20 protein-coding genes and 2 tRNA genes are annotated in these 18,891 nt (G+C 62.7%); 11 read left to right on the top strand and 11 right to left on the bottom strand.

The window, feature by feature from the left end; all coding sequences use genetic code 11:
* Positions 1-66: 66 nt before the first annotated feature.
* Entirely contained in the window at positions 67-1,134 is a 1,068-nt protein-coding gene (locus GC121_RS13820; RefSeq protein WP_234421274.1) for an RcnB family protein, read from the bottom strand.
* 182 nt (positions 1,135-1,316) lie between these two features.
* Here GC121_RS13820 and GC121_RS13815 point away from each other — a divergent pair, with 182 nt between their 5' ends.
* From GC121_RS13815 to GC121_RS13805, 3 genes are all read left to right on the top strand, one after another.
* Complete coding sequence (locus tag GC121_RS13815) at positions 1,317-1,931, top strand: pyridoxamine 5'-phosphate oxidase family protein (protein WP_151975241.1); 615 nt, start codon at positions 1,317-1,319, stop codon at positions 1,929-1,931.
* Positions 1,932-2,188: 257 nt separating this feature from the next.
* Positions 2,189-2,500, top strand: a complete 312-nt coding sequence (locus tag GC121_RS13810; RefSeq protein WP_151975239.1) for a GIY-YIG nuclease family protein — start codon at positions 2,189-2,191, stop codon at positions 2,498-2,500.
* Between the two features lie 268 nt (positions 2,501-2,768).
* Positions 2,769-3,320 (top strand): hypothetical protein, encoded by a 552-nt coding sequence (locus tag GC121_RS13805; protein WP_151975237.1) that lies wholly within the window; start codon positions 2,769-2,771, stop codon positions 3,318-3,320.
* A 5-nt stretch (positions 3,321-3,325) separates the two neighbouring features.
* On the opposite strand, the gene ettA is transcribed toward GC121_RS13805, so the two are convergent.
* The gene (gene ettA, locus GC121_RS13800; protein WP_151975235.1) at positions 3,326-4,999 is read right to left on the bottom strand and encodes an energy-dependent translational throttle protein EttA; all 1,674 of its coding nucleotides are present in this window, start codon (positions 4,997-4,999) and stop codon (positions 3,326-3,328) included.
* Positions 5,000-5,125: 126 nt separating this feature from the next.
* On the opposite strand from ettA, the gene GC121_RS13795 reads away from it, so the two are divergent.
* From GC121_RS13795 to GC121_RS13770, 6 genes are all read left to right on the top strand, one after another.
* Positions 5,126-6,061: an NAD(P)/FAD-dependent oxidoreductase gene (locus tag GC121_RS13795; RefSeq protein WP_151975233.1), complete on the top strand. Its 936-nt coding sequence runs from the start codon at positions 5,126-5,128 to the stop codon at positions 6,059-6,061.
* Positions 6,054-6,404, top strand: coding sequence for a thiol-disulfide oxidoreductase DCC family protein (locus tag GC121_RS13790; RefSeq protein ID WP_151975231.1), 351 nt, complete (start codon positions 6,054-6,056; stop codon positions 6,402-6,404). Before GC121_RS13795 ends, GC121_RS13790 begins: the two co-directional genes overlap by 8 nt.
* On the top strand, positions 6,401-6,901 hold the full coding sequence (locus GC121_RS13785) for a DUF427 domain-containing protein (RefSeq protein ID WP_151975229.1): 501 nt from the start codon (positions 6,401-6,403) through the stop codon (positions 6,899-6,901). The genes GC121_RS13790 and GC121_RS13785 overlap by 4 nt, the downstream gene beginning before the upstream one ends.
* A gap of 41 nt (positions 6,902-6,942) precedes the next feature.
* On the top strand, positions 6,943-8,328 hold the full coding sequence (locus GC121_RS13780) for a M20/M25/M40 family metallo-hydrolase (protein WP_151975227.1): 1,386 nt from the start codon (positions 6,943-6,945) through the stop codon (positions 8,326-8,328).
* A 101-nt stretch (positions 8,329-8,429) separates the two neighbouring features.
* A tRNA-Ile gene (locus GC121_RS13775) sits at positions 8,430-8,506 on the top strand.
* A 22-nt stretch (positions 8,507-8,528) separates the two neighbouring features.
* A tRNA-Pro gene (locus tag GC121_RS13770) sits at positions 8,529-8,605 on the top strand.
* Positions 8,606-8,752: 147 nt separating this feature from the next.
* On the opposite strand, the gene GC121_RS13765 is transcribed toward GC121_RS13770, so the two are convergent.
* The 4 genes from GC121_RS13765 to GC121_RS13750 form a co-directional block, all read right to left on the bottom strand.
* Positions 8,753-9,019, bottom strand: coding sequence for a DUF3892 domain-containing protein (locus GC121_RS13765; protein WP_151975225.1), 267 nt, complete (start codon positions 9,017-9,019; stop codon positions 8,753-8,755).
* An 81-nt stretch (positions 9,020-9,100) separates the two neighbouring features.
* On the bottom strand, positions 9,101-10,120 hold the full coding sequence (locus GC121_RS13760; protein ID WP_199857877.1) for a LacI family DNA-binding transcriptional regulator: 1,020 nt from the start codon (positions 10,118-10,120) through the stop codon (positions 9,101-9,103).
* An 85-nt stretch (positions 10,121-10,205) separates the two neighbouring features.
* Complete coding sequence (locus GC121_RS13755; protein ID WP_151975223.1) at positions 10,206-11,198, bottom strand: polysaccharide deacetylase family protein; 993 nt, start codon at positions 11,196-11,198, stop codon at positions 10,206-10,208.
* 35 nt (positions 11,199-11,233) lie between these two features.
* Complete coding sequence (locus GC121_RS13750) at positions 11,234-12,913, bottom strand: HAMP domain-containing sensor histidine kinase (protein ID WP_199857876.1); 1,680 nt, start codon at positions 12,911-12,913, stop codon at positions 11,234-11,236.
* A gap of 208 nt (positions 12,914-13,121) precedes the next feature.
* Between GC121_RS13750 and GC121_RS13745 the strand changes: the two genes are divergently transcribed.
* Together GC121_RS13745 and GC121_RS13740 are read left to right on the top strand one after the other, a co-directional pair.
* On the top strand, positions 13,122-13,583 hold the full coding sequence (locus GC121_RS13745) for an Lrp/AsnC family transcriptional regulator (protein WP_151975219.1): 462 nt from the start codon (positions 13,122-13,124) through the stop codon (positions 13,581-13,583).
* 180 nt (positions 13,584-13,763) lie between these two features.
* On the top strand, positions 13,764-15,443 hold the full coding sequence (locus GC121_RS13740) for an alpha-amylase family glycosyl hydrolase (protein WP_151975217.1): 1,680 nt from the start codon (positions 13,764-13,766) through the stop codon (positions 15,441-15,443).
* A 23-nt stretch (positions 15,444-15,466) separates the two neighbouring features.
* Here the strand turns inward: GC121_RS13740 and accC are convergent, their stop codons facing one another.
* The 5 genes from accC to GC121_RS13715 all read right to left on the bottom strand — a co-directional run bounded on the left by accC (position 15,467) and on the right by GC121_RS13715 (position 18,862).
* On the bottom strand, positions 15,467-16,816 hold the full coding sequence (gene accC / locus GC121_RS13735; protein WP_151975215.1) for an acetyl-CoA carboxylase biotin carboxylase subunit: 1,350 nt from the start codon (positions 16,814-16,816) through the stop codon (positions 15,467-15,469).
* 9 nt (positions 16,817-16,825) lie between these two features.
* Positions 16,826-17,344, bottom strand: a complete 519-nt coding sequence (accB, locus tag GC121_RS13730) for an acetyl-CoA carboxylase biotin carboxyl carrier protein (RefSeq protein WP_234421272.1) — start codon at positions 17,342-17,344, stop codon at positions 16,826-16,828.
* Positions 17,345-17,433: 89 nt separating this feature from the next.
* On the bottom strand, positions 17,434-17,868 hold the full coding sequence (gene aroQ, locus GC121_RS13725) for a type II 3-dehydroquinate dehydratase (RefSeq protein WP_151975213.1): 435 nt from the start codon (positions 17,866-17,868) through the stop codon (positions 17,434-17,436).
* 51 nt (positions 17,869-17,919) lie between these two features.
* Positions 17,920-18,393 (bottom strand): hypothetical protein, encoded by a 474-nt coding sequence (locus tag GC121_RS13720; protein ID WP_151975211.1) that lies wholly within the window; start codon positions 18,391-18,393, stop codon positions 17,920-17,922.
* Positions 18,394-18,448: 55 nt separating this feature from the next.
* A complete protein-coding gene (locus GC121_RS13715; RefSeq protein ID WP_151975209.1) occupies positions 18,449-18,862 on the bottom strand; it encodes a holin family protein in 414 nt (137 codons plus the stop codon).
* Between the last annotated feature and the right edge of the window lie 29 nt (positions 18,863-18,891).

The raw sequence follows: 18,891 nt of genomic DNA, 5'->3' as shown, positions 1-18,891 counted from the left end.
CGGCTCTGCGCTGAGAGCCGGAGGGCCATTGCCGGCCACTCGCGCCGACAATGTCGGGAGAGCGGCTTACCAGAAGAAGTCGTAGACCACGTCGACCACTTCGCCGGTGTAGATATCGACCAGCAGCACATCGTCGTAATAGCGTACCCAGCGATAGGGGCCGTAGACTGCGGGCAGGCGATACTGCCACGGATCGTTGATCCAGTAGCGGTCACCAAAGAACACGGTATCGAGGAAGAAGCCGATGCTCAGGCGGCGATAGCGGTAATCGCGGTAGGGCGCATAATAGCGGCCGATGCGATAGGTGTTCTGGTTGCGATAGCGGTACGAATTCCAGTCATAGCGGTTGTTGCGCCGCCAATCATTGCGATCCCACCGGCGGTAATCTTGGCGCGCATCGCGGCGGCCTTCGCGGTAACCGTCACGATAGGTTTCGCGGCGATCGACGCGGCGGTCATAACGGCGATCTTCGCGGCCGATGACCCGGCCCACGGCGCGTTCCTCGGCGCGATCTTGGCGGCGGTCTGCCCGGCGATCATCGCGGCGATCATCGCGCCGGTCCGCGCGGTCGTCCCGCCGTTCCCAGCGATTGTCACGGCGATCATCGCGCCGTTCTACACGGCGATCGGTCCGGCGTTCCTGCCGGGTATCGGCGCGACGTTCCTGCCGGGTATCGGCGCGACGTTCCTGCCGGGTATCGGCGCGACGTTCCTGCCGGTTATCCGCACGGCGCTCCTGACGGTTGTCAGCCCGGCGCTCCTGCCGGGTTTCGGCACGACGTTCCTGACGGTTATCGGCGCGACGTTCCTGCCGCCGCTCCACCGTGCGTTCGACCGCGCGGCGTTCCACCGTGGGGGTTTCGCGCGGGGCACGCCTCTGCTCGCCGCCGGTGGCATCGGAGCGGCGCTGTTGCCGTGCCTCACGGTTGCCGCCACGGCGTTCCTGCCGCGCTTCGCGGTTGCCACCGCGGCGTTCCTGCCGGGCACCCCGGCGATCCTGCCGGTCGTGCATTACGCTTTCGCTGGCATTTGCCGCAGAGCTGGTCTCGGCAGCGGCAGCCGGTGTGGCGGGAGCCAGCATCACGGCGGCGAGCGCGGCCATCGCGCTCGATTTCAACAGGTGTTCGAGTTGCATCGCAACTTCTCCCCAAAGTGACCAATTCCGCCCGAGTGCTGCGGCGCTGATACGGTTAACAACACACGGTTCCTATCGGGCGCTGCCTGACCGGTCTCTGAACCGCTTGCGTAGTCATTCGTTAAGGTTGGCTGCCCTCTGCCTGAACCAGATCGCGCTTGCCCCGCCAGCGCCCGGGCGGCATGGAGAGCGCCGCTATGGAGAGCTTTGCCGACATTCACGCCGATATCGAACGCCGCCTTGTCGAAGGCGCGCGCAGCCGCCATTCGCCCTGCCATCAGGCGGTGATTGCCACCAGTGATGCCGATGCGCGGGTGATGGTGCTGCGCGCCTATGATGCGGCCAGCCGCACGCTGCGCTTCCACACCGATGCCCGCTCGCCCAAGGCCGCGCTGATCGGCGGTGGAGAAAGCGGGGGCGCGCCGGTGGGCGTGCTGTTTTACGATCAGGCCGCACGCATCCAGCTGCGCTGCAAGGGCACCGGGCGGATCGAGACGAGCGGCCCTGTGGCCGATGCTGCGTGGGCGGCGAGCACCGAGTTCGCCCGCCGCTGCTATATGGGCGAGGGGCCGGGCGTGCCGTCTGCCACCCCCACTAGCGGGCTGCCCGACTGGATCGAGGGCCAACAACCCACCGAAGAGCAGGTTGCCCCCGCGCGCGGCAACTTCGCGGTGTTGCTGGTCGAGCTGGCGAGCGTCGACTGGCTGTTCCTTAGCAATGACGGCCACCGCCGCGCGGTGATCGACATGGCAAGCGGGCCTGATGAGACTGTCAGGGGGCGCTGGGTGACGCCGTAAGCCCCTGATTTCGGGGAACCTGTTACACCTGTTACACAGTCCTGGAGCAAAAAACACAGGCCGTGCTTCGCGCGCTGGCTGGATGGTGTGCGGTGTGGCTTGACCGGAAGACATGACCCGTCTGTGCGCGGGGTTGGGGCGTGTAGGACAGCGCGCATTGTTTGCCATTGGAGGGGGGGTGTGTTGGATTACGCTTTAGGTCGCCTTAGCTGCGTTTCGTCATTCCCGCGAAGGCGGGAATCCAGTAGCGTTTTGGTATGCTTCGCGAATTTCAGCCCTGCGTCTACATCATCGCGTCGAAGCGAAATGGCACGCTGTATATCGGCGTGACGTCTGATCTGGTTGCTCGCATCCACCAGCACCGCGAAGGACAGGTTGAGGGGTTCTCGCGCCAGTACGGCATCCACCGCCTCGTCTGGTTCGAGCAACACGCGACGATGGAGAACGCTATTCAGCGCGAAAAGCGGCTGAAGAAGTGGAACCGCGAATGGAAGCTGCGGCTGATCGAGGAAGGCAATCCCCGATGGCGCGATCTGGCCGGGGGCTTTGGATTTGAGCCGCTAGACTAACCCGCTCGTCATCCCCGCGCAGGCGGGGATCCAGAGCAACAAAGCGCCGAGGCCAAACTGGATTCCCGCCTGCGCGGGAATGACGAAGAGGTTATTGTTTATCCCCGTGGCATCCATGAGGCGACGTGGGGTACCCTAGTTTCCAGCGCGCGGATCGCCCAAGGACGGGGCTGAGCGCAAGACTTCGGCAATTGGCGAAATCCTGATCGCTAACGCCATTTACGCAGAAGTAATGCTCATCCTCCATAAAGCGTGGATGGCCAGATCCTTGCGTGACATTCTCTCTGTGGTCTTTCTCGGCACGTTCGTAGCCTTTGCCGGGATGATCTTTATCGCAGTAGGAAGGTTCGATTTTCTTTTAAGCGGACTCTTTGCAACAGCAGCAACGCTTTATGCAGCCTTCCGGGCGCGGAAGCCAATAATGGCCGACATAAAGCGAAACAAGGATGAGCGCATCGCCGCTGAAAAAGATGCTATGAACAGGGCAAGAGTACAGTCAAAAGAGAGCTTCGTGGCGGCGTGTAAGGAAGTCGCCCAGATGATGGCTAATCTTAGCGATGCCGATTTGTCTGTCTTCATCACGGCAGATCAATACCTGCGCGAGGAAAGTGAAATTTATCGCTTTCGATCAACCCAAGGAAGTCCGATTCACAATTTGTTGGTTGCGATGGCTGATGTGGGAATGACCAAGCCGATTAGAATGGCACGCTACGCCCCCGACGTTGAGATATCCCATGTCGAATACGAGCTGACAAAGTGGGCAAGGGAAGCCCTTGAACCGACTATATGTGAGGCCTTTAGGCTTCGCCAAGTTGGCTAGACCCCCTACCGACTCAACTTCTTATACTGCACCCGGCTAGGCCGATCCGCCGCATCACCAAGGCGCCGCCGCTTGTCTTCCTCATAGGCCTCGAAGTTCCCCTCGAACCATTCCACATGGCTGTCGCCTTCAAACGCCAGAATATGCGTCGCCAGACGGTCGAGGAAGAAGCGGTCGTGGGAAATCACCACGGCGCAGCCCGCGAAGTTTTCGATCGCATCCTCCAGCGCCGACAAAGTTTCCACGTCCAGATCGTTCGTCGGTTCGTCCAGCAGCAACACGTTGCCGCCCTGCTTCAGCATCTTGGCCATATGCACGCGGTTGCGTTCGCCGCCCGACAATTTGCCGACATTCTTCTGCTGGTCCGTGCCCTTGAAGTTGAACGCGCCCACGTAAGCGCGGGTGCTGGTGTCGTGGCCGTTGACCTTCATGTAGTCCAAACCGTCGGAGATTTCCTCCCACACGTTCTTCTTCGGGTCGAGGTGGTCGCGGCTCTGGTCGACATAGCCGAGGCGCACGGTTTCGCCGATTTCCACGGTGCCGCTATCGGGCTGTTCCTTGCCGGTAATGATCTTGAACAGCGTCGATTTGCCCGCGCCGTTGGGGCCGATCACGCCGACAATGCCGCCCGGGGGCAGCATGAAGGACAGGTCTTCGAACAGCAGCTTGTCGCCATAGGCCTTGGAAATGCCCTTGGCTTCGATCACCTTGCCGCCGAGGCGTTCGGGCACCTGGATGACGATCTGCGCCTTGCCCGGCTTGCGGTTGCCCATTTCCTCCTGCAGCTGGTCGAACTTGCGGATACGCGCTTTCGATTTGGTCTGGCGGGCGGCGGGGGTTTGCCGCATCCATTCGAGCTCGCGCTGGAGGGCCTTTTGCTTGCCCGATTCCTCGCGGTTTTCCTGATCCAGACGCTTGGCCTTCTTTTCCAGATAGGTCGAGTAATTGCCTTCATACGGATAGTAGGAGCCGCGATCGAGCTCCAGGATCCAGCCCACCACATTGTCGAGGAAGTAGCGGTCGTGGGTGATCATCAGCACCGCGCCGGCATATTCCTTCAGGTGGTTTTCGAGCCACTTGACGCTTTCGGCATCGAGGTGGTTGGTCGGTTCGTCGAGCAGCAGGATATCGGGCTTCTGGATCAGCAGGCGGGTGAGCGCGACGCGGCGCTTTTCCCCGCCCGACAGGCTCTCCACGCCGCTATCCGAAGGCGGGCAGCGCAGGGCCTCCATCGCCACTTCGAGCTGGTTGTCGAGCGTCCACCCGTCCACTGCGTCGATCTTGTCCTGCAGCTCGGACATTTCCGCGCCTAGCGCATCGAAATCGGCATCGGGCTCGCACATTTCGGCGCTGATCGCGTTGAAGCGGTCCACCATGTCGGCGACTGCACGCGCGCCGTCTTTCACGTTTTCGAGCACGGTCTTGCTCTCGTCCAGCTCGGGCTCCTGCTCCAGATAGCCGACGGTGATGTTCTCGCCCGGCCACGCCTCGCCGGTGAAATCGGTGTCGATCCCCGCCATGATCTTGATCAGCGTCGATTTACCCGCGCCGTTGGGGCCGACAATGCCGATTTTCGCGCCGCGATAGAATTGCAGATTGATGTCATGCAGCACCGGCTTTTGCGCGCCGGGGAAGGTCTTCGTCATGTTCTTCATGACATAGGCGTATTGAGCGGCCATCGGGCGGGTCCTTCGTATCGGTCTATCAGTGGGAATGTGTTGCGGGCGCAGATAGGGTTTTGCGCGGCGGGGGGCAAGCGGCTTGGCGGCGTTGGAACACTCTGCGCTCTGCGCGATTGAGGCAGGATGACAATTGCAATTATCGGTGCCGGAATGGCGGGCCTTGCCTGCGCCACGCGGCTGGCGGCGCAGGGACGGGCGGTCACGGTTTTCGACAAGGGACGCGGTCCGGGCGGTCGGATGGCGACACGCCGCGCCGAGGTGGCGGGCGAGACGCTGCATTTTGACCATGGGGCGCAGTATTTTACCGTCCGCGATGATCGCTTCGCTGCGCAGGTGCGGGAATGGGAAGCAGCGGGCGTGGTCGCCCGATGGCCGGCGGCGGGCGAGGGCGCGTGGGTCGGCACGCCGGGCATGAACGCGCCGATCCGGGAAATGTCTCGTGCACAAAACGTCGTGTTCGGTGTGCGGATCGAAGCGATTTCCCGCGTGAGAGAGAGCTGGCAACTGCGGGGCGAGGGCGCGCCCGATATGTTGTTCGACACCGTGCTGATCGCGGTTCCGGCAGAACAAGTGGGCGCGCTCGCCCTGCCGCATTGCCCGCCACTGGCGCAGCTGGCCACCAATTCCGTCTCTGATCCGTGCTGGACGCTGATGGTGGCCTTTGACGCACAGCTCGACGCGCCCGACACACTGCGCCATGCCGGAGCCATCGGCTGGGCAGCGCGCAATTCGGCCAAGCCGGGGCGTTCGGGGGCAGAGTGCTGGGTCATCCAGGGATCACCCGAATGGAGCCGCGCGAATCTGGAGGAGGACGCAGCGCACGTGACCCGCCTCCTGCTCGAAGCCTTCGCCAACGCCGTGGGCGCGAGCCTGCCGCCCGCGCGCCACACCGCCGCGCATCGCTGGCGCTACGCCATGAGCGGCGGCGCAGGGCTGGGTGCTTACTGGGACGCAGAGCAAAGGCTGGGCGCTTGCGGCGACTGGTTGCTCGGCCCGCGGATCGAGAATGCCTTCCTGTCGGGCGACACGCTGGCCGAAAGGGTGCTGGGCGATGGGTGACGTTACCGTCTGGTATGACGGCGCGTGCCCGCTCTGTCGCCGCGAATTCGCGCTGATGCGGCGGCTCGACCGGCGCGGAGCGATCACTTTTGTCGATGTGAGCGCGGGCCAGCCCGAAAGCTGCCCAGTGTCGCAGGAGGAACTGCTCGCCCGTTTTCATGTGCGGGAGAACGGCCAAATCCTATCCGGTGCGGCGGGCTTTGCGGCGATGTGGCGGGCGATCCCGTTGCTCAAGCCCTTCGGCCATCTGGCGCGGCTGCCAGTGCTGAGTAGTCTCTTCGAAATGCTTTACCGGCTCTTCCTCCGCATCCGCCCACGCTTGCAAAAGCTGGTGCGTCAATGATCGGGCACCCGCAGCCCGAACCCGTCCAGCCGGGACAGGAAAGCGTGTGGGATTATCCGCGCCCGGCAATTGCAGAGCCAACGCCAGCGCACATCGTGATCGAGCACAACGGCATGACAATCGCCGACACGCGGAATGCAGTGCGCGTGCTTGAGACCAGCCACCCGCCCAATTACTACATTCCGCCGCAAGATATTGCCAAGGGCGTACTCCGCCGTGCGGCTGGGTCTTCCATGTGCGAATGGAAGGGTGCGGCAAAGTATTGGGACGTGGTTGCGGGTGACGACGTGCTTGGGCGGGTCGGCTGGAGTTATGCCAGTCCGACGGCGGGATTCCGCATCCTGAAAGACTATCTCGCCTTCTACGCCGCACCGTTTGACCGCTGCATGGTGGATGGCGAAACCGTCACCCCGCAGCCGGGCGAATTCTATGGGGGCTGGATCACCAGCAAGGTGGCCGGCCCGTTCAAAGGCATTCCCGGCAGCCGTTTCTGGTAAGGGCTTGGCAGGTCGCCTGCTCTGGCCTAGCCTCTTCCCCGATGAAGACACTGACTCTCGCCCTCGCCGCGCTTTCGCTCGCCATTCCCGCCACTGCCCAGGCCCAACGTTATGACAGCCGTTACGGGCTGGAACCCGGCGCGCATGACGAAATTGCGTGGGATTTCCTTGAAGGTCTCACCACCGAAATCGGCCCGCGTCTGGCGGGTACGCCCGAAGAGGCGGCGGCGCGCGCATGGGCGATGGACTGGCTGCGCGCGCATGGCTTCCAGAATGTCGTCAACGAGCCGTTCCCGATCCAGACATGGGTGCGCGGGGAAGAGCGCGGGCATATCACCGGCCCGTTCCCGCAGAATGTGGTGTTGACCGCCTTGGGCTTCTCCGGCGCGACTCCGCCAGAAGGGCTGACCGGCGAGGTCGTCTATTTCGAGAATATCGATGCTCTGCGCGCGGTGCCCGATGGCAGTCTGGCGGGCAAGATCGTCTATCTCGGCCACGCCATGCGGGCGACTCAGGACGGTTCGCACTACGGATATTTCGGCCAGCCGCGCCGACAGGGGCCGGGGATTGCCGCGCAGAAAGGCGCTGCGGCGATCATCATCCGCTCGGTCGGTTCAGACAATGACCGCGTGGCGCATACCGGCGCGACGAGCTGGCCTGCGGGCGTTGCTCCCATCCCCGCCGCCGCGCTGAGCAATCCCGATGCCGACCAGCTGGAGCGGATATTCGAGCGGACGGACGGCCCGGTGACAATGGATCTGCTGCTCACCCCGCGCCATCTGGGCGAGACGATGAGCGGCAATGTGACCGCCGAGATTATCGGGCGCGATCCTTCGCTGCCGCCGGTGCTGCTCGCCTGCCATCTGGATAGCTGGGACAATTCGACGGGCGCGATTGACGATGCTTCGGGCTGCGCCATCGCCGCTACGGCTGCTTTGCGCGTTGCCGAGCAAGGCCAGCCGCTGCGCACCATCCGCGTGCTGTTTGCAGGCGCGGAGGAAACCGGCCTGTGGGGCAGCGCCGCTTACTCTGCCGCCCATGCGGACGAGGAAATGGGCGTGGGGCTGGAAAGCGATTTCGGCGCTGGCCTGATCTGGCGGCTGGAGACCAATTTCTCGCAATCCAATCCGCTGCTGTTCCAACGGCTGAGCGAGGCGGTGACGCCTTACGGTGTGGTGCCCGCGCCGCAGCTGGTGGCAACCGGCGGCGCTGATCTCAACATCATGCGCGATCAGGGTGGGCCGATTATCGATCTGCAGCAGGACGGCACCCGCTATTTCGATCTGCATCACACGCCCAACGACACGCTCGACAAGGTCGATCCGATGGAGCTGGCGCAGAATGTCGCGGTGTGGACGGCGGTGGTGCAGGTGCTGGCGAACGAGCCGGGCGATATTGCCGGGCCGGGGATTGTCGCGGGCGAGTAGCAGCACAATCGCGCACTGAATGGCTTGCAGCGCGGGCGGCTTGGCTTTAGGGGCACAGCTCGCATTGAAGGGTGGGTGCATCCCGCCACCTGATGGCTCGGGGGCCTGTAGCTCAGTTGGTTAGAGCTGGCCGCTCATAACGGCTAGGTCGCGGGTTCGAGTCCTGCCGGGCCCACCATCCTTCATGCGGGAAAATCGGTCGGGGAGTGGCGCAGCCTGGTAGCGCACCTGTTTTGGGTACAGGGGGTCGCAAGTTCGAATCTTGTCTCCCCGACCAGTTTTTGTGACTCGAAGCAGTCCGGGGGACGGTTTCGGCCAAAAACTCGCAAGCGATAGCGCAGCGCCATGCGCCGAAACCGTCCGGGGCTTGTTTCGAGTCAATGCTCTCCAACCACTATGAGCTCGGAGCCGACAGCAGCCCTAATCAAGTGCATTCTGGGAGCGAGAGCAGATTGTCGTTCCACTTCCCATCAGCATAAGTTCGAAGATACTTACCATTCGGCCCATCGACTACTCCGATGTCACCTCGATTGCCATCGACGAGCGTGTAAAACGAATTGTTCCCAGCTTCGATTGACTCAATTACTTGCTGTCGTGTCCATTTCCAACCAGCACCGCCGAGGTGGGTTATCCCCTCGTACTGATTTTGGCGAGGTTGCTTGTTGATGCAGGTAACTTGCGCGTCGGCCATTGAGATCTCCTTACCTTCTGGCTCGATGCTAGACCAACGCCGGAACAAAGCAAGGACACCAATCCATTTTGGATCAATCTCCTATTTCACTGCCCGCACACTCTCGCGCTCGACCAGCTTGACCGGAGCGCGCATCTGCCGCGCGGTGCCTTCGCCTTCTGCCAGCCCGAGCGCGGCCTTCGCCAGCAGCAATCCCGCCTCGCGGAAATCGGGCTCCACCGTGGTCAGCGGCGGATTGCTGTGCGCGCCCGAGCCGAGCCCGTCGAAGCCGATCACGCCCACCTCGTCCGGCACCTGTATTCCGCGCGCCGTCAGCGCCTCCAGCACGCCGAAAGCCATCGCGTCGCACGAACAAAAGATGCCGTCAAAGGCCATTCCGCTATCGAGCAACTTGGCGACCGACAGCCGCCCCTGCTCGGCGCGCAAGGGAGCCTCGGCCCACACCGGCGCGGCGCTTTCCAAGCCGTGTTCCGCCATCACCGCGCAATATCCGTCATACCGTTCGCGGAACTGGTTCTGCGTTTCCGAGGTGTCACCGATAAAGGCGATCCGCCGGTGTCCGCCTGCCAGCAGCCGCTCTACCGCGAGCTTCGCGCCCGCATGATTGTCCGAATCCACCCGGTCATGATCGGTATAGGGTGATCCCCAGCACGCGACTTCGGGCCGGCCGAGGATCGGGCGGTGATATTCCCACGCCGCATCATTGGTGCTGGTGCCCAGCAACACGATGCCATCGGCCTGCCGCGTTTCGATATAGTCGCTGTCGAAATGGCATTCTTCCGACTGGAAGCTGACCAGCGCCTGATACCCCAGCTCGGATGCTGCCGCGCAGGTGCTGCCTAGCAGATTGTAGTGGAACGGGTTGATCTCGGTCGCGCCCTTGCCGGGGCGGGTGATGACGATGATGGCGATGGTGCGCGTCTTGCCGCTGCGCAGCCGCGCGGCGCGGGCATCGACGCGGTATCCCAGCGCATCGGCGGCTTCGCGCACGCGCGCCCGCGTTTGCTCGGTAATCGAAGGATCGCCCGAAAGCGCCCGCGATACGGTGGACTGGTTCACGCCAGCCCGCTCCGCCACTTCGAAGGAAGTTACCCTGTGCATGGGATGTCCGCTTAACCCTCTCTCTTGCCACAGTTTAGCGCGGTTGGACGCAAAATCCAGCCGCCACCGGCACGCCGGGGAAAAGTCAGCGGATTACCGTCATCATCACATCGGCGACGCTGGAAGGTTTGACGCCGCGCTGCTCGCAATAGGCGAAGATCCGCCGCCACCAGTCGTAGAGGTCGTCAAGATCCTCCTCGTTGCGGACATAGGGGGTGTTGCCGGGCGAGAGCGACGGGCTGTGGAACGAAAAGACGAGCAGCGGCGCGCCATCGTCCAGCGCAATGTCGATCCCGCGAATGGCCTCATCCGCGCTGGTGCCTTCGGGGGTGAGCGGAACCCGTTCCAGCAAACCGGCGCGCGAGAGCAAGCCGCGCATGGCGGGCGCGCGCCAAAGCCGGGGGTAAATCGTCTCGCCCTGCCGCCGCAGCAGACCCCAGAAGGATGTGGTGAGCGGCAGTTCGAGCAGCGTCTTGGCGTCGTCGAGCCAATAGGGATGGATCGGAAATCCGCGATAATCGGGCCCGCCTGTGGCCGAGTAGTCGAATTTGGGGCGCACCGAGCTATCAATGGCGATGCCGTTCTCGGCCAGCAATTCGGCGGTGTTTGGCCCCAAGCCATAGCGGCCCGCACGATAGATCAGCGGCACCGTGCCGAAATTCTGTTCGATCCGGTCGCGCAACTGGCGCAGTTTTGCGGCTTCCAAATCGCGCGGCAGATTGCCCGCGAAGGAATTGGCCTGTGTCACCTCCTCCTCGTGCGGAGGGTTGACCCATGGGTGTAGCTGCACCCCGATCTCCGCGCGACCTTCGGCCAGCGGCGTGCGCAGGATGTCCGCTGCCAGCGGCGAATTGGCGATGGGCCAGTCGACCAGATAGATCGGCACCACCCGGCTTCGCTCGCAGAACTCCTGAAATTTCTGCAATCGGCTGACGTGCTGGGTACTCTGGCTGTCGCGCGCGAGAGGCTTGTCCCAGTCGAATTCCTCTTCGGTATCGACGGTCAGCAGGAACCGCGGGATGCGATCTCTGAACCGGGCACGGTGGTCCGCCGAGGGCTTGTCAATCAGCCTGCGCATCGCCTTTGCGGCACTCCATCATTATTGGCGGGCTGTTACCCGCTCGCACGTCCCGAGCCCGCGCTAGAGTCGCCATCGCTGGCGGTCAAGGCGGGCAGGGCGAGTGTTATCCGATTTAATTTACAAATTAGTGTGCCTCCCGCATTTTCTGCCTCCGCCTGCGCCAGCTTGAAGGCGAAGGCCGGGCCGAATGCGCCCGCGCTGACCGCGCGCGGACGGCCTGTGTCGGGTGTTTCGGCGGCGGCGCCTTCGCGCATGGACTGCGGCGCATCCATTTCCAGCGTTATCGTCCCGTCCTTGCTGGTGAGCACCAGAGCGGCATCCTCGCCCGGAGACAGCGCCGCCGCCGCGCTTGCCAGCAAACGCCAGCACATCGCCATAACCTCGCCGCGTTCGATCCCGACGGCGAACGCGTCACCGCTGACATTAAGCGAGAACCCGGCATTGCGCGGGCGCAAGACCCCTTGCAGGCGCTCCACCGTCTCGGCGACGCATTGCCGCATATCGGATTGACCTTCGCTCAAGGTCAGTGCGCCGCTTTCCAGCTTTACCAGCCGGTCAACCTCGTCAAACCCGGCGAGCAATTTGGCTGCATCGACCGCGATCGCGGCGGCGTGGGCGCGGTATTCGTGCGGGGCGGGGCCGAACAGTTGTTGCTGGATGATCTCGGCAAAGCCCTGGATCGCGTTTACCGGTGTGCGCAATTCGTGCAGCACTTGCCGCATCCGGTCGCCATGGCTGTCGGTCTGTTCGGCTTCGGCTAGGATCGGGCGGCGCAGGCATCCGCGATAGCCGGCAAAGGCGCGGGTCTGCGGATCGAATAGCGGCGCGGCATCGATGCGCCATTCGCCGCCAAGGTCGGTCATCAGCGCGAGCGTGACGGGAGCTGTCCAGACAGGCTGGCGGTCGGCGAAGGCCTTACGCGTTTGCAACTGCGTATGCACGATGGCGGTATCGCGAGCTCCGGTGAGGCGCAGGCCGACGAGCAGAGCCGCCAGCGGCTCCTCCGCCCAGATGACTTCGCCTGCCGCATCGGCGCGGAATTCGATGCTGGTGACAGGCGCCTGCGGCTCCTCGTCATCGAGCGGCAGGCGCGGGGCGACCGGACGCGCGCCGCGTGTCTCACGGAAAGCCGCAATCCGGCGCAGCAGCGCACCGATTTCCTCCTGCGCGCCGGTTGCAGGCGCGGTCTCCGCTTCGACCTCCTGCGACAATTCGAGCGGTGGTGCTTCACGCGGCGCATTGTCTTTGGCCGTAATGCGTGCGCCGCCCGAGGAATCGGGCAGAACCAGATCGCGGACGCCTAGCCGCGCCAGCAGGTCGCGCACCTTGGGCGAGAGATCGCGCCTGTGGCGAAGGAAGCCGCGCGAATTGACCGGAAGATCGGGGATGATGGCGAGCCATTCCTCCTCGTTCAGCCGCGCGGTCGCCATGGCGGAAGCGGCGGGCTTGGCGTCTTGCGTGGCGAGGAAATTCACCAGCCGCACGTCTCGCAGCCGCAAACTGCCTTCGCGCAAAATGCGCGATTGCTCTTCCTGCGGGATAGCGTCACCCAGTTCGCCCAGCCGGGCATAGGCACGGTTGAGCAAATCCGCATCTGCACCTTCGGGCGACGTGCCCAGCAAGTCCAGCAACTGCCTGAACTGCGTGCGCAATCCACCTTCGCTATCTGCGCGCATTCGCAGCACAGTGGCAAGGCGATCGTCGAATTGCATCAAGGCTCCGGCGGATAGGGGGCTAAGGGCGTCCACTATCCGCATAGACCGCTTGCCGCGCGCAAACATTCGTCTTGCCAGCCGCGTTGCAAAAGGGGACAGTTGCGTGCATAAACAACAATCGGTCCGTTATTTGTCATAAAGCGTGCCGGATATTTCCTGTCACAAGGGTTGTGCCCGGAAAAACGCAATGGGAGCAGAGGGGCGAATGGCTACTCTCGATTCAATCGATCGCAAGCTGCTGGCCGAGTTGCAGGCAGAAGGCCGCGTAACCAATGTCGACCTTGCCAGCCGCGTCGGCCTGACCGCGCCGCCTTGCCTGCGCCGCGTGCGCGCGCTGGAGGAAGAAGGTGTCATCCGCGGCTACCACGCCGATCTTGACCCGTCCAAGCTGGGCTTTGCGATCACCGTGTTCGCAATGGTGAGCCTGCGCAGCCAGGCCGAGGAAGACCTGAAGGCCTTTGAAGACCATATAAAGGCGCTGCCCGAAGTGCGCGAATGCCATATGCTCAATGGCGAAATCGACTTCATCCTGAAAGTCGTCAGCCGCGATCTACAAAGTTTCCAGGAATTCCTGACGAGCAAACTGACGCCCGCCCCCAATGTGGTGAGCGTAAAGACCTCGCTGACCATCCGCACCGCCAAGCACGAGCCGGGTGTGCCGATCTGATCGCCCAAAGCTATGTAGCGAATGCGCTCTAGATCCCTATGGGGCGCAAGATTTCAGCATAGTATACGAATGCGTGAGGCTGTTCGTTTCGCATGTGCTGCATTACCAATCACTTGTGAACACAGGGGACTTCGCTTCGGGCGAAGGCCAATAACCCTTGGTCGCCGGGAGATTGCTGGAATGCCGAAATTTCGTCATCGTTTGTTGCTGGCCTGTGCTGCGTTGCTGACCGTTCCAGTGGGAGCCTATGCGCAGACCGTAGCGGTTGCCGCCGAGGAGGTTGAGACCGACGCGTTCTGGCGCAACGCGACGATCTATTTCCTCATGACCGACCGCTTTGCCAACGGCGATCCGTCGAATGACCGCGCCTATGGTCGTCAGCCCGATGGCGATACCTTGCGCTCCTTTATGGGTGGTGACATCGCGGGGATCATCCAGAAACTGGAGGCAGGATACTTCCGTGATCTTGGCATCACCGCCATCTGGACAACCCCGGTGATCGAGCAGGTGCGCCAGCCATTCTCGGAATTCGGACGATCCTACGCCTTTCATGGCTATTGGGCGCGCGACTGGACTAAGGTGGACGATGCCTATGGCACCGAAGCGGAATTTGCCCGCATGGTGGAACTGGCGCACCAGCAGGGAATCCGTGTGGTCGTGGACGTGGTGGTGAACCATGCCGGGCCACCCTTCGAAACGGGCGATCCCGCTTGGCCTTCGGATTGGGTGCGCAGCGGGCCAGATTGCGATTGGCAATCTTTTGCTGGCGTAGCGACCTGCCAGATCGTGCCGGCGCTGCAGGATATCCGGACAGAATCCGATATGCCTGTCGAGGTGCCGGAACACCTGCTTGCCAAATGGCGCGAGGAGGGCCGGCTGGAGCAGGAGCTTGCCGAGCTCGACGCCTCTTTCGAACGCACGGGCTATCCCCGCACACCCGCCTATTATCTAATCAAATGGAACACAGACTGGGTGCGCGAATATGGCGTTGATGCATTCCGCATCGATACCGCAAAGCACGTTGATCCAGAGGTGTGGGCTGCGCTGAAAGCAGAGGCTGAACTGGCTTTTGCCGAGTGGAAGGCAAACAATCCCGATGGTGTGCTGGATGACAGCGGCTTTTATATGTTTGGCGAGGTGTTCAACTTCGGTGCCGCTGGTTTCCAGCATGCGGTTGCCGGAACGCGTGACTATGATTACGGCGATATGCACGTCGATTTCTTCGATTTCGGTTTTGACGGCCTCATCAATATGGGTTTTGCCACCCATGCGCGCCTTCCCATCCCCGACTTGTTCCAGCTTTACGCCAATGAAACCAGCGGGCCGCTGCGTGGGGTGGGTCTGGTGAACTATATCTCTTCGCATGACGACCAGTCGCCGCTCGATCCGAGGCGCGAGAATCCGTACGAAAACGCCATCAAGCTAATGCTCGCTCCGGGTTCCGCACAAATCTACTATGGCGACGAATTGAACCGCAGCCTGGTGGTCGAAGGTGCGGTTGGCGATGCGACCTTGCGTTCGTTCATGAACTGGGATGCACTGGAAACCGAAGCGGGGCGGTCAATCCTTCAGCATTGGCAGCGGCTCGCCCGCTTCCGGCAGCGACACGTGGCGATTGGCGCCGGGTCGCATACCGAGCATTCATGGTCTCCCTACGTGTTCTCGCGCACGCTGGGTGAGGACAGGGTTGTTGTCGGACTCGCCGATCAGGCGTTTGGCGCGCTTGATGTGCACGGCGTGTTCGCCGACGGCACGCGCCTGCGCGAGGCATATTCGGGTGAGGAGGTCAGCGTTGTTGGCGGCGGCGTGCAGTTCGCTACCCCGCGTTCCATCGCTTTGCTTGAGTTGGCCGGAGAATAGCGGATCGCGGCAGCCGCCAGAGCTTACCCCTCCCGCGTCTCCAGCCAGTCTTCCAGCCATTTGATCGTGTAGTCGCCGCTGATCACATCATCCTGCCGGATCAGTTCCTGGTGCAGCGGGATGTTGGTCTTCACGCCTTCCACCACCATTTCCTCCAGCGCTCGGCGCAGGCGCATCAGGCAGCCTTCGCGGTTGCGGCCGTAGACGATCAGCTTGGCGATCATCGAATCGTAATAGGGAGGGACGGAGTAACCGGCATACAGCCCGCTATCGACGCGCACGTGCATACCGCCTGCGGGGTGGTAATAGCTAATCTTGCCGGGAGAGGGCGCGAAGGTGAACGGGTCTTCGGCGTTGATCCGGCATTCGATGGCGTGGCCTTTGAATTCCAGATCCTCCTGCGCCACGGACAGCTTCTTGCCATCGGCAATGCGGATCTGTTCGCGGACCAGATCGACCCCGGTGATCGCCTCGGTGACGGGATGTTCCACCTGCAGGCGGGTGTTCATTTCGATGAAGTAGAACTTGCCGTCTTCCCACAGGAATTCGATCGTGCCAGCGCCGCGATAGCCCATATCGGCCATGGCTTTGGCGACGATGCCGCCCATCCGCTCACGCTCTGCGGGCGTGATGACGGGGGAGGGTGCTTCTTCCAGCACCTTCTGGTGGCGGCGTTGCAGCGAGCAGTCGCGCTCGCCCAGATGGATAGCGTTGCCTTCACCATCGCCGAAGATCTGGAACTCGATATGCCGCGGATTGCCGAGATACTTCTCGAGATACATGGTGTCATCACCAAACGCGGCCTTGGCCTCGCTCATCGCGCGCTTAACGAGCGGTTCCATCGATTCCGCATCGGGAATGACCTGCATCCCGCGCCCGCCGCCGCCCGCAGCGGCCTTGGCGATGACCGGATAGCCGATCTCGTCGGCGATCCGCCGCATCTCGTCGAAGTCCGAAATTGCTCCGTCGGAGCCGGGCACCAGCGGCAGGCCGAGCGCACCGGCGGTCTGCTTTGCCTGCACCTTGTCGCCCATGGTGCGGATATGTTCGGGCTTGGGGCCAATCCATTTGATCCCGTGCGCTTCGACAATATCGGCGAATTGCGCGTTTTCGGAGAGGAAGCCGTAGCCCGGATGGATCGCATCGGACTGGGTAATCTCTGCTGCCGAAATGATCGCCGCGACGTTCAGATAGCTGTCCTTGGCCGCAGGCGGGCCGATGCATACGGCATGGTCGGCCAACCGCACGTGCATCGCATCGGCATCGGCGGTGGAGTGCACCGCCACCGTCTCGATGCCCATCTCATGCGCGGCGCGATGGATGCGCAGCGCGATTTCGCCGCGATTGGCGATCAGGATACGCGAAATGCCCATATCCGCCCCTTAGCCGAGCACGACGAGCGGTTGGCCAAATTCCACCGGCTCGCCATTGCCGATCAGCACCGCTTTCACCGTGCCATCCTTGTCGGCGGCAATCGGGTTCATGACCTTCATCGCTTCGACGATCAGCAGGGTAGCGCCCTTCTTAACGCTGTCGCCGACGGATACGAAGTTGGCCGCACCGGGTTCGGGCGTGAGATAGGCGGTGCCCACCATCGGCGATTTGATCGCGCCTTCATGGGCGTCTGCCGCATCCGCCGGAGGTTCGGCAGGGTTAGCGGTTTGTGTGGCCGGAGCGGCGGGAGCAGCCATAGGAGCCGCGCCCATCGCGGCGAACTGCGCAGGCGAGAACGCCATGCCGGCCCCTGCCGGATTGCGCGCCACGCGAATGCGCTTGTCGCCTTCTTCCACTTCAATTTCGGTGAGGCCGGTTTCGCTCAGCATATCTGCCAGCTCGCGAACCAGTTTCGGATCGACCGTCATGCCGCCTGTGTTGGCGGCGGGTGCCTTCTTCTCGGGCATGGGTTCCCCATCAGGATGTCAAAAGAATGCGAGCGGGCTAGACCCGCCAGCGCCGCTTAGCAAGGGTGATGGCGTGCTTTACAGCCAGTTCAAAGCCGCGCGGCAGCTTCCAGCGCCATCTCGTAGCCATAGGTGCCAAAGCCCGCGATGGAGCCAAGCGCCGCCATGCCGACATAGCTTTTGTGGCGATAGGCCTCGCGCGCGGCGGGGTTGGAGATGTGCACTTCGATCACCGGGGTGCGGATTGACTTGATCGCATCATACAGCGCGAGGCTGGTATGCGTGAGCGCGCCTGCATTGAGGATCACCGCCTTGACGCCATCGGCCTGCGCTTCGTGCAGCCAGTCGGTCAAATGGCCTTCATGGTTCGATTGCCGCATATCGACGGTGAGGCCGAGCGCGCTGGCCTTCGCCTCCACCCGTTCTGCCAGATCGTCGAGCGTTTCGGAGCCGTATATCTCCGGCTCGCGCACGCCGAGCAGGTTGAGGTTGGGGCCGTTGAGGATCATTACTGTATCGGTCATGCGTGCGTCATAGAAGACCGGACGCATAGCGCGCAACCGCCGCGCGCTTGGTTAGACGTATTTGCCGATTTTCATCGGGGCACCCTGCTGGATCGCCCATTCGATATCGCTTTTGGCCATGATGAGATAGCAGCCAGGCAAACGCTCGTGGCTCACCGCCACTGTGTCGAACAGGAGATCGGGCCAGCGCGAGGGGGCGGCGGAAATCCTGTCATACGGGATCAGGAAGGGCGGGTTGCGGTAGAGATTCGGGCCGCGCCATTCGATCGAGAGGCCTTCGCGGTGCACGCCCAGCGTCATCGCGCGATAGGTCGTATAATCGGTCGCCATCAGTTCGCGATGGGCCGCGCTGCTGAACACGACGGGGCCGACTGGCCTTGTGGCGATTGCGGCGGGCAGGTTGGCCTTGCCGAAGCGGTCGGAAAACCAGCGCCAACGCTTCTGCTGCAAGGTGGCGATGAACCAGAAGCAGCCCACCAGCATCGCGATGCCGAACAGGCTACTGAAGGCGGAACTGATGGACATGATGGCCCCCTCTTGTGCGCGAGAGGGGGCCTAGCACGGCGTGGTTAATGTCGTCCTAGCGTTCCACGCCCTTCACCTTGCCCCACTGGCGGGCGGCGGTGTAACCGAGATAGCCGGTGCCAAACAGCGCGTAGAGCGGTTCGGGCAGACCGGCGAGATAGGCGTTCATGCCCGCGCCGATATCCTGCGCAATCCCCGGACTGAAGGCGGCAAGCACGCCCATCGGCACGGCGAACAGGATCATCGTATACATGACATAGAGGAAGCTGGGCCGCGCGCGGCTCGTCCAGGGGTCGTGACTGTTTGCCTCTGCCACAATAGCGGAAAGTCGTGCGGTAATCGCTTCCATTTCCTGCGAGCCTTCGAGCCGGATCAGTTCGATCTTGGCGCGTTCGCGGGCTTCGGGGTCAGGAATAATCTTGTCGATCAGCGCGGCGATGGGGCCGATCAGGGATTCGAGTATGGCCATGGGTGGTCTCCGGATAGGTTAATCGGGAG

The sequence above is a fragment of the Erythrobacter sp. EC-HK427 genome (assembly GCF_902498745.1).
Taxonomy (GTDB): Bacteria; Pseudomonadota; Alphaproteobacteria; order Sphingomonadales; family Sphingomonadaceae; genus Alteraurantiacibacter.
The sequence above is the reverse complement of the archived record's forward strand: the minus strand, read 5'-3'. Positions and strand labels throughout refer to the sequence as shown.